The organism is Thermaerobacter litoralis, from assembly GCF_054654595.1.
Window position 1 is genome coordinate 85,937 of record NZ_BAAIES010000003.1, and the last position, 13,076, is coordinate 99,012.

At 71.1% G+C, this 13,076-nt stretch carries 13 protein-coding genes; all 13 read right to left on the bottom strand.

The window, feature by feature from the left end:
- Positions 1 to 2 precede the first annotated feature (2 nt).
- A complete protein-coding gene (locus tag ACYQ02_RS01610) occupies positions 3 to 1,268 on the bottom strand; it encodes an AAA family ATPase (RefSeq protein ID WP_460038691.1) in 1,266 nt (421 codons plus the stop codon).
- Entirely contained in the window at positions 1,265 to 2,272 is a 1,008-nt protein-coding gene (locus ACYQ02_RS01615) for a metallophosphoesterase family protein (RefSeq protein WP_460038692.1), read from the bottom strand. Before ACYQ02_RS01615 ends, ACYQ02_RS01610 begins: the two co-directional genes overlap by 4 nt.
- A complete protein-coding gene (locus tag ACYQ02_RS01620; protein WP_460038693.1) occupies positions 2,269 to 2,649 on the bottom strand; it encodes a hypothetical protein in 381 nt (126 codons plus the stop codon). The genes ACYQ02_RS01615 and ACYQ02_RS01620 overlap by 4 nt, the downstream gene beginning before the upstream one ends.
- 6 nt (positions 2,650 to 2,655) lie before the next feature.
- The gene (locus ACYQ02_RS01625) at positions 2,656 to 3,540 is read right to left on the bottom strand and encodes a hypothetical protein (protein WP_460038694.1); all 885 of its coding nucleotides are present in this window, start codon (positions 3,538 to 3,540) and stop codon (positions 2,656 to 2,658) included.
- 154 nt (positions 3,541 to 3,694) lie between these two features.
- A complete protein-coding gene (locus ACYQ02_RS01630; RefSeq protein ID WP_460038695.1) occupies positions 3,695 to 4,186 on the bottom strand; it encodes a tyrosine-type recombinase/integrase in 492 nt (163 codons plus the stop codon).
- The gene (locus ACYQ02_RS01635; protein ID WP_460038696.1) at positions 4,183 to 4,518 is read right to left on the bottom strand and encodes a site-specific integrase; all 336 of its coding nucleotides are present in this window, start codon (positions 4,516 to 4,518) and stop codon (positions 4,183 to 4,185) included. The genes ACYQ02_RS01630 and ACYQ02_RS01635 overlap by 4 nt, the downstream gene beginning before the upstream one ends.
- Before the next feature lie 168 nt (positions 4,519 to 4,686).
- On the bottom strand, positions 4,687 to 6,576 hold the full coding sequence (locus tag ACYQ02_RS01640; protein WP_460038697.1) for an ATP-binding protein: 1,890 nt from the start codon (positions 6,574 to 6,576) through the stop codon (positions 4,687 to 4,689).
- A gap of 72 nt (positions 6,577 to 6,648) precedes the next feature.
- Positions 6,649 to 6,825: a hypothetical protein gene (locus ACYQ02_RS01645; RefSeq protein WP_460038698.1), complete on the bottom strand. Its 177-nt coding sequence runs from the start codon at positions 6,823 to 6,825 to the stop codon at positions 6,649 to 6,651.
- Positions 6,826 to 7,470: 645 nt separating this feature from the next.
- The gene (locus tag ACYQ02_RS01650) at positions 7,471 to 8,106 is read right to left on the bottom strand and encodes a hypothetical protein (protein WP_460038699.1); all 636 of its coding nucleotides are present in this window, start codon (positions 8,104 to 8,106) and stop codon (positions 7,471 to 7,473) included.
- A 449-nt stretch (positions 8,107 to 8,555) separates the two neighbouring features.
- Positions 8,556 to 9,797: an RNA-guided endonuclease InsQ/TnpB family protein gene (locus ACYQ02_RS01655; RefSeq protein WP_460038700.1), complete on the bottom strand. Its 1,242-nt coding sequence runs from the start codon at positions 9,795 to 9,797 to the stop codon at positions 8,556 to 8,558.
- 134 nt (positions 9,798 to 9,931) lie between these two features.
- On the bottom strand, positions 9,932 to 10,786 hold the full coding sequence (locus tag ACYQ02_RS01660) for a transposase (protein ID WP_460038701.1): 855 nt from the start codon (positions 10,784 to 10,786) through the stop codon (positions 9,932 to 9,934).
- A gap of 448 nt (positions 10,787 to 11,234) precedes the next feature.
- A complete protein-coding gene (locus tag ACYQ02_RS01665; RefSeq protein ID WP_460038702.1) occupies positions 11,235 to 12,182 on the bottom strand; it encodes a hypothetical protein in 948 nt (315 codons plus the stop codon).
- Positions 12,183 to 12,327: 145 nt separating this feature from the next.
- Positions 12,328 to 13,056, bottom strand: coding sequence for a hypothetical protein (locus tag ACYQ02_RS01670; RefSeq protein WP_460038703.1), 729 nt, complete (start codon positions 13,054 to 13,056; stop codon positions 12,328 to 12,330).
- Between the last annotated feature and the right edge of the window lie 20 nt (positions 13,057 to 13,076).

Consider the following 13,076-nt stretch of genomic DNA (forward strand, 5'->3'; position numbering starts at 1 on the left):
TTTCAACCCGTCCGGATGGGCTGCCCGCAGGTCGGGCAGACACCGAGTCGGGCGAGGGTTTGCTGATACGCCTGCTCGGCCCGGGCCGCCACTGCCCGGGCCTGTTCGATCTGCCGCTCCAAGGCGGCCCGCTCGCCGGCCAGCTCCTGCCAGCGGACGGCCAGCGGCCGGAGCCGCTCGAGCCGCCGGGCAAGGGCATCGGCCTGGGCGACCACCTGGGCGGCCGGTTCGACCCGCGCCCACTGCCGGGCCGCTTCAGCCAGTTCCGATCGTTGCCGGACCAGGTCCTCCCAGGCCTCGGCAATCTGGCGCAGCCGCGCCAGCCGCTCGGTCCGGCGGCCAAGGGCCGCAAGCAGCCGCTCGGCGACGGGCAACCCGGCCGTTCGGGCGAGCACGTCACGGGCCTCAAGCTGGGCGCGGACTGCCTCGTCAAGCCCCGCCGCCAGGCTGAGCAGCTTCTGGCGCCGCGCCTCCAGCGTTTGGGCCCGGGCCATGACGGCCTCGGCGGCCGGGACGCCGGCCAGCCGGGCCAGGGCCGTATCCGCCTCTTGGCGGCTTTGCAGGACCGCCGCATGCTCCCGGGCCAGGCGGCCGAGCCGCTCGGCCCGATCGTTGCGGGCCTGGGCGGCGGCCACCAGCGCCTCCGCCGTGCGAACCCGCGCCTCCTCCTCGGGCAGGTCGGCATAGGCCGCCAGCTCGGCCTCCAGCTCGGCAATGTCCTGGCCCAGCCGTGCCCCCTCGCGCTCCGCGGACTGCTCGTCGCGGCGGACGGCCACGGCCGCCTGGCCGAGCACGTGCACGCCCGTCAGGCGCCCGATGGCTTCCGCCTGGACAGCGCCCGCCTCAGAAAGCAGAAAGGGCGGCTCGAGCTGGCCGGCATAGCCGAGCCAGATCGCCTTGCCCCCCAGGTGCACCGGGCGGATGCCGAGCACATCGAGCACCGGCGCCGGCACGTCCCGGCCAAAGCCCTCGATGACTTCGGGCTCCTGCCCAGGCCGCTCGATGACGTACCGGTTCGTCGCGGAGGACCGCTCGCGGATCACCCGCGTCCCGTCCTCCAGCTCGACGTCCACCCGCACCTGCGACGCCCCGGCCCGGAGGATCTCCAGGCCCGCCGGCTGGTTCAGATACACCCAGCGCAAGGCCCGGAGCACGGCGGACTTGCCCGAATCGGACGGCCCGACAAGGACCGTGAGCCCCGGGGCCAAGTCCAGCGACGTGTCCTCATGGGCCTGGAAGTTTTGGAGGCGGATGCGCCGGATCTTCATAGCATCGCCTCCTCGCCGCGCTCCTGGGCCGCCGCCAGCGCCTGGGCCAGATAGGCCCGCGCCGTTTCGACCGTGGCGGGGTCGACCTGCGCCTCGGCCGCCACCCGATCCAGCAGCGTCAAGAGGCTCTCGCCCGGCTTGCGGACCTCGCGGATGGCCTCCACGAAGGCCCGCAGCTTCCGTTCGGCCTCAAGGTCGGCCGTGGCCTCCGCGTCGTCGCTGCGGATCGCCTCCGCCGGCTGAGCGCTCTGGAGCGGCAGGTCTTCGACCTCCACCCCATGTGGCCCGGCCTCGATGAGGACGGCTTGTACCGTCCGCCCCATGTCCCGCGGGTCTGCCGTGATCCGGACCAGAGCGCCTGGGTTGTAAAACAGTCGGCCTCCCCGCTCGGTGAGCGGGAAGCCGAGGTGGTTGTGGCCGGCCAGGGTCAGGTCTGCCGCCGTCCGATCCCAGATGGCCTCCAGGGGCGTGTACGGGGCGCCGGGGTAGATGGGCTCCCGCACGAGCATGCCGTGGACCACGTGGATCACCCGGTCGGCGCCGGCCTCCCGGACGACGTAGTCAAGGGCCGGATCGCGCCGGTCGATCTCAAAGTGGTACGGCGCTCCCGTGATCTGCACGGACGTGCCATCCCGCTCGAGGATGACCGGTTCCGGCCCGAGCAGCCGGTAGCAACCCACCGCAGCCCCTAGCCCCAGCATCGTGCGGTCGATGAGCCCAGGGTTTTGGCCGAGCTCATCGTGGTTGCCCGGCACGACGTAGGAGGGGATCTCCCCCATCGCCTCACGCCAGGCCTGCAGCAGAACCGCCGCGACGCTGGGCGCGGGGTGGTGGGCGTCAAAGAAGTCACCGCCGTGCAGCACAGCAGCGACCCCATGGGCTTTGGCCAGCCGGCCGACTTCCTCGATCTTGGCCAACAGGGCTGAGAGGAAGTCGTCCTTCCGGCACCGGGGCGTTTTCCCCCTCCCATGGGTATCCGTCACAAAGAGGAGGCGGACGCTCATGGCGCCACCGCCTCCCCGAGTGCCGGCACCGGGATGCCAAGCCAGGCCACGGCCAGGTCGACATCGAGCACCGGCCGGTTAAACATCACGGCGAGGGCGTGCGGATGCCAGCCCTCACTGACCATCTCCTCGAGCACCCGCAGGCTGAGCGGATCCCACGGGCGCACCGTGGGGCGGTACTGAAGCTGCAGGTGCCCGGCATCGAAGAGCCCTGTTTGCAACAGGGCTCGGCGGGCGACGACGGGGCTGATCCCCAGCCGTGCCGCCGTCGCCGCCAGGCTCCGGGTCTCCGCAAAGGTTCGGAGCACCCGGGACCGAAAAAGCTCGCGCTCGCGCGTCCTCGCCATCCTCACGGGTGGCGACAGCACGACGGCCACGATGCCTCACCTCCTCCCCGCCGGAAGCGGGGTGAAATGAAGGCGGCGGAGGCTCAGGACGCCTCCGCCGCCGACCTTAGTTGCAACGGCACCGGCCCAGCCGGCGCCCACAATCGGGGCAGATCGCCGGCCGGGACCGGCCCGGGCGAATCCGGGCGAGTGCGTCGGTACGGCGCGTCCGGGGCCGCGGCCGGCGCCGCACCCGCCCGTACCGGACATGGCGGAGCATGCCGCTCCCCCCTTTCCGGCCCCGGACGGCAGCAGGCCGGCCGGGGCGTCGTGATTTGCAGCCCACCGCCGCAGCCAGCGGTGGACCGTGCCGGCCAGGCCGATAAGCCAGCAGACCAGGTCGACGATATAGCCGACCAGCCAGCCGGCCGCGAGCGGCCGCAGGGCCGCTTCGCCCAGCCAGATCGTCACCGCGAAAGCCCACCGGTACCCCCAGGGTGCGGGAGGCAACCCGGCCTCGCGCGCGGTGGATTCGATCCTTAGGGCCGCTTCCGTTGCCTGAAGGTAACCCGCCAGGCCCGAAAACGACCCCACTGCGCCCACCACCGGCACGATCGCAAGCAGCGGGAGCACCTCCCGCCGCCGGTCGTGCTCGGTGACGGTGCGGGCGATCCGAAGTGCCTGGACACCGTATGCCATCAAATTGCAGCTCGGCGCACCCAGGCGCAGGATCGCCCCGCCCATCACCACGGTCACAATGCTCATCAGCAGACCGTAACGGCGGGCGAAGTCCAGCACATCACCCGCCAGGCTGACCTGGAAAACCCAGGAACCAACGCGGGCGATGCAGCATCCGAGCAGCGCGGCGATCAGAACGAGCCAGCTCGTCCCGGCCACCGCCTGCCCGTACAGTCGCCACAAACGGCGCCCAAGGCGCCGCATGGGATCACCTCCTTTCCGCCCGGGGCGCAAAAACAAAATGCGCCCCGCGGCGCTCGGGCCGGCCGCTTGAGCGGGCCGGTCGGAACGGCCCCGTCTGGGGGCCGCAAGCGCGCGGATGCGCAGTCGATCTGCATCCATGGTACACAAGCCTGGGCTAGGCTGGCAAGAAGTGGGCCGAAGAATCCTGCGGGCGGGTGTGCAGGTAGCGGCCCATTGTCGCAACCGATCGGTGGCCCAGCGTCACCTGGACGAGGTGCATCGGGGCGCCGCGCTCAAGGGCGTGGGTCGCATGGGCGTGGCGCAACCAGTGGGGTGATACCGGCTCGCCAAGCCGGCCGCCCGGGCCGCCCGGCGCACGATCCGCCAGGCCTGAACGGCCGACAGGGGACCGCCGGGAGCGGAACATGGGATCGGCCGGTCCGTCCCCGGGCCGGCGGAGTCGCGTCATGGCCTGCCAGGTTGGCGCACTGACCCGGACCGTACGCTCGACCCCGCCCTTCCCCACCACGTGGACGAAGCCACCATCGCCCTCCGCAGGTGTCAGGTCACGCCAGCCGCGGCGGCACACCCCGGAGACTCGCAAGCCGGCCCCGTACAGTAAGCGGACCAGTGCCGCATCACGCGGGCGCGGCGCGGGCACGATCATGCCGAGAACGGCTTGCTCGGGGATGCGGGGAGATGCGGGCGGAAAGGTGCCGTGGCGTCCGGGGAAGCCGGAGGATCGCCACCGGGTTGGTGGGCCGAAGCCCCCCGGGTGGCCAGCCAGCGGAAAAAGGACCGCGCCGTCGCAAGGTAGCGGGCCTGGGTCGCCGGGACCAGGCTTCGAGCTGCAAGGCGCTCGGACCAGGCCTGAAGATCGGCAATGGAGATAGCGTGCCACGCGGCGGAGACCGATGCCTGCAGGTCGGCAAGCGCCGCGGCGTAGACCCGGCGCGTGGTGGCGGGCCGCCCGTGCAGCCAGCTGGCCAGCGGGTCCATGGGGCGCCCCTCCGCGTGCTTTCCTCGTGCTTAAGGAAAGAGAAGTGCTCTTCTCTTTCCTACGCGCGGCGCCTCCGTAACCATCATCTCCTCCCTGCCCTTGTTTATGCCCCCCTTTATAAAGGCGAAAGGGCATGCGGAATCACCGCATGCCCTTTCAAACCAAGGTCAGAACGGAACCTCTTCTTCGGCCGCCGCAGCCGCTTCGGTTGCGGGGTCGTAGGCCGGGCCGAGGGGGGTATCCCGCCGGTGGAGCTGGCCCGCCGCCACGAGCTCTTCCAGCGCCGCTTCGACCTCGTCCAGCGAGATCTCCCGGCCGAGTTCGCGACTCGCCATCTGAGCCAGCCCGCCGAGGCCCGTCGGCTTAACGCCGCCGGCCTCGGTCACCAGGGCCAGCAGCTGCTGCGGCAACGGATCGGCCTGGTGCAGCTGATCGAGCTCCTGCCAGGGCGATCCCTGGACCCGGCCCGTGGTGGCCGGCACCCGCACCCGAACGGGCACGGTACGCCCCTGGGCGGCCAGGCAGAGGTAGCCGTCCCCGCTGCGCAAAAAGGGCAGCCGCGCCACCTCCTGCGGCCCCAGGTCCGTTTCCTGGCGGATCGCCAGGATGTCCTGCGACCGCACCGTCCGGAGCACGAGTTTCGTGTTGAGCTGCGCGGTCACGGTGTCGGCCAGCAAGGCCGGACGCTGGGTCGCCAGGACGAGGTAGACCCCGTACTTGCGGCCCTCCTGAGCGATCTCCGTGAGAATCGCCCGGGTGGCCGAGCGCACCTCGGGATTGCGGGGGGCGAACTGGTGGGCCTCATCGGCCAGCACCCAGAAGGGCGGCACGACAGGCCCTGTGGGCGGGAGCCCCTGCTCGACGGCCTCCCGGTACGCCCTCCGGCCCCGGTAGAGGGCCTGCAGTGCGTACTGGGCGACGAACTCCAGGGTCCGGCCCGGCCCGCGCAGCACGGCGGACTTGCGGGCCCGCAAAGCCGAAAGGGCCCACTGGGCCGCATCCTGGCCGCCCGAAAAAAGCCCGAGGCGGTCCAGATAGTTGAGCCGCCGCTCAAGCGCCGCCAGGGTCTCCAGCGGCGCCACTTGCTTGCCCAGGCCATCAATGTCCCGGTGGCGCTGGCGGAGCGACTCCAGTGCCCCCGCGCCGCCGCCGGTCCCTTCGGGCAGATGGGCGGCCTTCGCGACGGCGATGCGGTCGCGGAAGGTTTGCAGGTCCTGCCCCCGCTTGTGCAGGACCCCCACCGCGGCCTCCATATTCGGGGACCAGTCCTGATCCCCGAAGGCCGACGCCAAGAGCCGCCGCACCTGGTCGGTCGACAGCTGCCGCCAATCAATCGCCACGTCCTGCCCGATGGTGGCGACGACGTGGCGGCCCGCAAAGCTCTGGGCCCAGGGGCCGGCCGCCGGATGGGGCCGGGCAAAGTCCATCTCCTGGTGCGGATCCAGGATCAGGGCCGGGTGCCGCGCCGCCATCATCGCTTCCGCCAGCACCCGTAAGGCGACCGACTTGCCGGACCCCGAGCCCCCGAAAATACCGATGTGGGGGTACTCGTGTTGGTCGTCGGGATCCAGCAGGACGGGCAGCCCGGGCGCTGGTTCGGGTGCCTGCCCCGGCTCGGCGACGGGAGCCCGCTGGCGCAGATCGGCCGGCACCTGATCCGCCACGGCCTCCGTCCCGCGGACCACGCCGATCGGCCAGGCACGGTCCGGATCGGTGAGGCCAAAATGGCGCTGCAGGTCCTCCCACTCGGGTGCGATGACCCGCCCGCCCGATCGGACAGGGGTAGGCCGCTCCTGCAACAGCCGGACGGTGGCCCGGTAGAGCGCATCGCCCGCTGGGAGACCGAGCCGCCCGAGGGACTCGAGGAGGGTGTGCGCGCCCTCGGGCTGCAGCAGGCCGGGCCGCTCCGCGCCGGTCGCCACGATCTGCCCGAGGGCCCACCCCCCATCCTCCGTCTCAACGCGCACCAGGCCATGTAGCGGCCACGGCGCCCGGGTCGTGTACACCTCCGCCCCCTGGTCCGTCGTCGGACCGAGGGCGTAACCGAGCACCTCCATCGAACCGCCCCCCTTCGACGCGACGGCGCAGCGGGTGTTTCCCCCGCCGCGCCGTCGCGGTGTGGGTTTGTCTTAGCGCACCGCGGCCACGGTCGTGGCCGCACTAGGCGCCCGGTCGCCGGCACGGGACCCCAGAACATCGTCCAGGGTCACCGCCCGGGCCGCCGGGGCGCTGCAGCGGGTGCAGGTGCGGTAAGGAATGCGGGACGGGTCCACGGCAACGGTCAGCTCCGCACCGCAGCGCCGCACCTGCCCCGCCATCTCGCGGGTCGAGGCCCACCGGCGCCCCTCGGGGGTGTTAAGAGTCCGCCGGGTGCCGCAGCGGCGGCAACGAACCGTCGGGCCAAAGCGGCCCTTACGGACCCGAAGCCACCGCCCGCAGTCACACTGGTAAGCGGTGGGCCGCCGGCATAGCGCCGGCGATCCCGTGGCAAACAGCACGGGATTCCAATCACGGTGTGTGTGCACCGCGACGACGCCCGTGAGGATCTCGAGCCACTCGCGGGCAAGCGCGTCACGCCCGTCCGATTCGCGGAGACGCTCCCGGAGCGCCTCGATCCTCCGGGCCCGTTCCCGGGGCCCGCCATAGGCCGAATCGCCATGGAACACCATGGCGGTCACCTCCTCCTCGCCCCCTCTGGATCTGGGGACGGACTGTGTTTTAAAAAAGGAAGACCGGCTCCCGAAGGAGCCGGTCTTCCGAACCCCCTTTCCCCTGTGCCAGGCGCAAGGCACAGGGGTTGCGCCGGCCCAGACGCAGGAGGGGGTGAAAAGAAAAACGGCCCATCTGGGCGGATGGCACGGTGCTTTGGCACCGTGGCGGGGATGGCCGTTCAGGCCATCCAACGCGCTGCCCGAAGGCAGCCGTGCCCGACTGGGCCTTTCATCCTCAGGTTAAGTCGACATCGGGCTGTGCGTCAAGGAAGATTTCGACAGCCGCGCGAGAGAACCGCAACGCCGCACCGGGGAGGTGGACAACGAACTGAAGCAGCTCGCCTTCGAGGTTGCCGGAAAATCCAGACGTGCCCGGACCCGCCTCGGCCAACCGGACCAGGAACCGGTGCCGTAAATGCAGAGGCTCCAGCCCCAGGTATCGTTCTGAACATGTTGCCAGGCCGGGATCAGCGATGCCCCGTCCAGATGCTGGCGCGGGGCCTCGTGCAAGGAAGCCCCGCCGTACACCGCCTCGTAGATCGCTACGTAATGGCCGAACACCTTCCGGGCGCGGGGCTCGCCGACCTTGCGCACCACGTACCGCTGCCGAAACGACGCCGGATCCGTGTCGTACGCCTCGCGCAAGGCACGATCCAAAGCCCGGTCCAGAACCGACCGGCCCCAGCGTCGGGTTCGGCGAGCCGCCTCCCGCTCCGCCTGGTCCGGAAAGAGCGTGGCCGCCAGCGCATCCTCCTCTTCGGGCAGGATCAGCGCATGCACGTTCCGGTACGTCCAGTGCCGCATGGTCACCGCTGCCTCTGGGTTAACCCGCACGAAACGCGGCCACCATGCCTGCCGGTAGCGGCGGGCCGGCATGGTCTTCCGGTCCGCTCCCGTCCCGGCGGGAGAGTGGGTCGGCCGGGTTGCGCGGGCCAGGCACGTAAGCGACTGCCGCCGGACGGCCTGCCAGGAGGCGCCGGCACGCGGCGACCCAGCGGGTCAGCTGCGGCTTGCGCGGGTTGTCGTACTCGAGGCGGAACCACTGGTTGTCCGTCACCAGCACGACGGGTGCGTTGGGAGGGCTATGGCGGCGCGCCAGCCCACAGGCCAGCACAAGGGCCAGGGCCTCGGCTTCCGTCTGCGGAGGGTGTTGCAAATTCCGCGAAGCTGCTGTCAAAAGCCTGGCGGAACTTGCCTGGCGCACCTCATCCGGGCCGCGCCGGGCGTTGCCCGGCGTCTGACCGCCCGTCCTTGCGCCTTCACCGGGATCGGGACGTCCGACCCCGGCGGCCCCACCCCATGGGCCCTACTCCTCCCGATCCGCATCAGGCGGCCAAAACCGCCTTCTGCCGATCGGGGCGGAGATACGTCGTCTGCTGCTCCCGCGGCATCGGCCGCCCCGGCCGAAGCCCGCCCCAGAGGCCCATCGCCAGGATGTTCACCGCCCCCACCACGTCCCGGTGGGCCGTATGGCCGTTCGGGCAGGCGAACACTCGCCCGGAGGGCTTGTGCTCGGCCCCGCACGCGGGGCACGTGCGCGAGGTCCCGCGCTCCGGGATCACGCGCACCTCGATCCCGTGGCGGGCCGCCAGCTGGCGAAGGCGTCGGAGCAGCCGACCCCGCCGCCAGAAGTGCATCCGCTGGCGGTGCCGCCGCCCTTGCGCCCGCCGCTCGATGCCGCCCAGGTCGCCCACGTAGAGGGTGGTGACCCCCTGCTCCAGGCACCAGGCCACGGCATGCCGGGCGATGCAGCACTCCAGGTGCTCGATCTGCCGGAGGATCCTGCCCAGGGCCCGCTCCTTGGCCGCCTGCAGCCGTCGCCAGCGGCGGGAGCCCTTCTGGCACCGCGCCTGCAGCTTCTGCAGCCGGCGCAGCGTGAGGTGGTACCACCGCCACACCGAGCGAAGCTTCCGGCCCGTGAGCACCAGGTGCCGGTCGCCCGTGCTCAGGGTCAGGGCGTGCACCTCGCCCAGATCGCCCCCTGCCGCCTTGCCGGCCAAGCCCTCCGCCCGTGGCGACGGAGCCGGCTCAACCAGCGTGACATGCAGCCAATAGGCGCCGTGACGGTAGACGAGCTGGGCCTGGCGCACTCGCTCCCACGGCAGGCCGAAGGCCGGGACGACCAGCGGCTCGCGCCCCCGGCCGCAGGACAGCGCCACGCGGCCGCCCTCGAAGTGGATCTCGCGCGCCTTCCACGTCACCGCGAAGTGGCGCTTTGGCCGGTGGGGCGGCCGCTGGGCCGCGCCCTGCCGGCGGCGGAACCGCTCCACGGCCTCGACGTAGGTCTCCACCACGGCTTGGACGCTGTTGGCGGCCAGCGCGAAGTCCCCGCCCGCCTTGCGGGCGGTCGCGGCCTTGAGCTGCTTTTCCAGCTCCCGGTCGGAAAGCTTCAGCCCGGCCTCCCGCCAGGTGCGGTCGAGCTCGACGCACCGGTTCCAGACCCGCGCAGCCTCCCGGCGCAAGAAGTCGCATCGGGCCGCCTGCCGGGGCCTAAGGCGCAGCCGGAAGCGCAGCACCCGCACGGCTGTCGCGGCCTGCCCCTTGCGGGCCCGCTTGATCGCGGACACGGTTTCACCTCCTTTCGCGGCCCAAGGGCCGGAAAATGAAAAACGACGCCCTGTCCGCGGGAACGCGGCCGCTTGGGCGGCCGGCCCTCGGGCCCCGCTTGCGCGGTGCCCGACCCCCGATTCGGGGTGCGGCGTCAGAGCGCCATGCTTTGAGCAAACTTCGTCGCGTCTTCGTCCGATCCTGCCTCGCTTCGAGCAAGGAGCAGCTCAAGCCAAAGGATGGCGAGCACCCGCTCCAGGTGCGCCACCGAGGCCACTGGGGTCACCAGGACGGGGTGCCGCTTCAGCCACCCAAAGAACCGTTCGATCGCTCCCCGCAGGCGGTAGAGCCGCCGGCCCGCAGGCATCGCAAAGAGCACGGCCGCCTTTCGGCGGTAGGGCGTCCGCGGCCCGCCGATGCCCAGGCGCCGGGGCCGGGCGAAAAGGCGTACACCCGCTTGGGCGTAGGCCCGGGCAAGCCGCTCGGAATCGTAGCCCCGGTCCGCCAGCAGCACGGTCAAGCCCGTGCCGCGGAAGAACACCCGGCTTTCGCGGACGGCCGCCGGCGTGAGGACGAAATCCCGCAAAAGGCCGGACGGCGTGACCACGGCATGGAGCTTGAGCTCGCAAAAGAGGCCGAATGGCCGGCTCCAGCCCCAACCGCTGCCCCTTGCCCGCGTCCGGATCCCTGTCGCATCCATTGCCCCGATCCAGGATGGATCGACCCGCCGGGAGAGCCTGCGGCAAAGGAGAAGCAGTTGTGGCCCAAGGCGCCGGAGCCGCCGGCTCAGCGTGGCGACCGACGGCGCCTTCGGCAGGCCCAGCGCTTCCACGAGCGCGGGGCTTGCCTCAAGAAGCCGCACGAGGTGGCGCAGGCTGCGGGCCTGAAGGCGGGCGCCGATCACCAGGCAGGCCACGATCTGGGCGTCTGTATAGCCGGCCGGTCCGGGGCGGCGCGCCGCAGACGGGAACCACTGCTGCAGGATAGACAGAAGTTGCGGCGAAATCATGAGAATGCACCCCGCCCCAATCCTCGGGGCGGGGTGTCGGCCGTTTAATTTGCAACAGCCTCGTCTGCGATGCGGCCCGCACCCGGCGGCTCGTCCAGTGCCCATCCTCGCTCACGGCCGCGGCCCGATACCGGCCGCCACGGGCTGGCGCGGCATCCGCGAAGACGACATAGGGCGACGTGGCGCCCGCCCCCCGAGCGGCCAGCTCCCCCCAGCACCCTGGGCAGACCGGCCGGCCGTTGAAGCGTTCTGGGGCAGGGCTCTGGCAAAACACACAGCGGGGTGTATGGCGCGTGAGGATGATGCGGTCGCCATCGACGGCGATGTGCACCGGATCCTTGCGCCCAATGCCTGCCGCCCGCCGGGCCCAGGCCGGGAGGTACACGCGCCCCATCCTGTCGATGTCCGTCCGACCGTGTTCCAACACAACCCCTCCTTTGGCCGGTGGTCATGCCGATCCGGCACGGCGCCGGGTCCCGGCCCGCACGGTGGCATCGAGCCATCCGCTCGAGCGGGGTAAAGCGGCCTGGTGGTGGGCCGATACAGTGATCCGCCATCCGGTCAGGCGGCTGGCAAGACGTACGTTGCGGCCGTGGGAACCGATGGCCTGCGCCACATAGGCCGGGGGGACAATGACCAGGGCCTCGCCCCGGTCCGGATCGAGCACCACCGCATCAACAGGGACGGGGGCCAGGGCATTCTGGACGAACTTTGCCGGATCCGGATCCCAGCGGATCACCTCGATCCGCTCGCCCGCAAGGCTCTCCCGCAGGAGGGCGATCCGGTACCCGCCAACGCCCACGCAGGCGCCGACCGGGTCCTGCCCCATGTCGCCCACCACAGCGACCTTGGCCTGCTCGCCCGGGGCACGCACGATACCCAGGATGCGCACGCCCCCGGCCGCCACCTCGGGCACGATCCGCTCAAGCAGCCGGGCCACCAGTTGCGGGTGAGTGCGAGAGACCTTGAGCTCGGCCAGTCCATCCCCCAGGTCCGTGCGGGCAAGCAGGTAGACGGGCAACAGCATCCCCGGCTCGTAGTTCTCTCCCGGGATCTGCTCGCCGGCCGGCAACAAGGCCAGAGCGCCCCCCACCTCGATCCACACGTCGCGTCCACTGATGCGCTCGACCCGGCCCTGCAAGAGCTGCCCAGGCTCGACCTCGAGCTGGCCGCTCTCCAGCCAGCGCTGGATGCGCCGGAGGCTGCGGCGCAAGGTCTGTTGCACCGGCTCGTCGTTGGCCGGCTTCCCGTCGTCATCGCGTACTTCAAAGACACCCCGCCCCGGATTCCACGCCACCACCAGCGGGCGGCCTGCCGCCTGGGAGACGGCCGCTTCGAGCAGTCGCAAGATGGCGTTTTGCCGGGCTCGGTCAAAAGCTTCAAACGCAAGCGCCATCGGCCGGCTCCTTCCCCTCGCCGGTCGCCAGCACCAACCAAAACAAAAGGCGCCATGCGATCACTCGCATGGCGCCCTCAAGGCGACGGTTCCGTTGTTTTCTTTCCTTTGCCTAGGTTAGCATAGTCGGGCCCATTCCTCAAGGTCACAACATGGCCGCCATCATGGCCAGGCCGAGCGTGGCCGCTGCACCGTAGAGGGCGCTGCCCACCAGCCGCTCGCGATCGGGCGCCTCACTGAAAGCCCTCGCCCCATCGGCGGCATACACGCCAATCCAGGCCCCGGCGAGCAGCACGCCCAGAAGGGGCACCAGGATCGCCACAACACAAAGGGCTGCGCCCACAACGTGAAGCCGCACCGCACGCCCCGCGACATGCTGGGCCGCCTCCAAAAGTCCGTCGGGGTTCAGCGCCTTCCGGGCCCAGGCCTCAAGCCCCACGGCGAGGACCAGGGCAACAGCCGCTGCCAGCACGCCCCCTGCGATGGCACGCCCGGCGGAAAGGCCCACAGCCGACCCGGCCACCGATCCCAGCATCCGGCCAAGGCCCAAGTCCCGCAAAAGCGGATCATCCCGCAAAAGGCCGTCGCTGACCGTGCGGGCCACCCAGCCCAGGAGCACCGTCTGGGTTCGCAGGGCGAAAAGACCGAGGAGGACACCCGAAAGGACCGCATGGGCAGCCAGCTTGCCGCCGGCAAGAAGCCAGGGATTGGCCTCGGCCCGGGCGGTCAGATCGGACCCGATTGCCGCCAGCCCTTCCGTCGCTGCCCCAGCGTTCTGAGCCTCGGCGGGCGCACCGCGGTCCGAGCCCGCCGGCGCCGCTTCCTGCGTCGAGTCGTCCGTTGTGTCAACCGCCTTTGCCTGCTCGTTCTCCACGACGACCACCTCCTGCATTG